The organism is Mesorhizobium sp. M4B.F.Ca.ET.214.01.1.1 (genome assembly GCF_004791545.1).
GTDB lineage: Bacteria > Pseudomonadota > Alphaproteobacteria > Rhizobiales > Rhizobiaceae > Mesorhizobium > Mesorhizobium abyssinicae.
The window spans coordinates 1-324 of sequence record NZ_SRUX01000202.1; the positions used below are offsets into that span (position 1 = coordinate 1).

Below are 324 nucleotides of genomic sequence, written 5' to 3' on the forward strand. Positions count from 1 at the left end.
CCGTCGCAATCCTTGTCGTCGGGTCCGCCGTCCAGGCTGACTGCGCCGGGGGCCTGGCCGGCCAAAGCCTTCCCGGCCGTCTCAGGCGACTCGGAAATCGGCTTCAGCCCGGATTTCTCGACGATTTTCGACACCACGACCCGGTTGATCGACGACTTTCCGACGACCAGCACCTTGGAAAAATCCGCCGCCCTCGCGCTAGCGCGGATGGCAGGTTTCAGGTGTTTTTCGGAGGGGTCGTCACGGTCGGCGGGACACATCGGTGGGCGGGCACTCTGGTTCAATGCAGGGTTGAAACCTGAGGCACAATTGGGTGAGTTCGCA

Annotated in this window: 1 pseudogene; it reads right to left on the reverse strand. The window is 63.0% G+C overall.

The features are described from left to right. Positions 1 to 284: pseudogene (locus EN857_RS33895) on the reverse strand (response regulator); the annotation flags it as partial. Positions 285 to 324 lie beyond the last annotated feature (40 nt).